Source organism: Yoonia sp. (genome assembly GCF_030731595.1).
Classification (GTDB): domain Bacteria; phylum Pseudomonadota; class Alphaproteobacteria; order Rhodobacterales; family Rhodobacteraceae; genus Yoonia.
This window is the reverse complement of sequence record NZ_JANQTS010000122.1, coordinates 1-378: the sequence shown is the minus strand read 5'-3', so window position 1 is coordinate 378 and position 378 is coordinate 1. Positions and strand designations below refer to the sequence as shown.

Genomic DNA, 378 nt, shown 5'->3' with positions numbered 1-378 from the left:
TACAAAAGCGCAATCGGAAAAGTGAACATCGGTTTTCCGATCAAATTGCGCGCACTACAAAAGCGCAATCGGAAAAGTGAACATCGGTTTTCCGGTCAAATTGCGCGAAAAACCCTAGACCCGCTCCAGCGCAATCGCGATGCCTTGCCCGACGCCGACGCACATGGTCGCCAAAGCATAGCGCGCATCTCCTGCCGCCATATCCAACGCGGCAGACCCGGTGATACGTGCGCCCGACATGCCAAGGGGATGGCCCAGCGCGATGGCTCCGCCGTTGGGGTTGATGTGGGGCGCATCCTCGGCCAGCCCCAGTTGACGCAGCACCGCAAGACCCTGCGCGGCAAAGGCTTCGTTCAGCTCAACCACGCCAAAATCCTG

General features: G+C 59.3%; 1 pseudogene. It reads right to left on the bottom strand.

Annotated features, from left to right (window positions below):
- Window positions 1-114 precede the first annotated feature (114 nt).
- Window positions 115-378, bottom strand: a pseudogene (locus tag NWQ23_RS14370) (3-oxoadipyl-CoA thiolase); the annotation flags it as partial.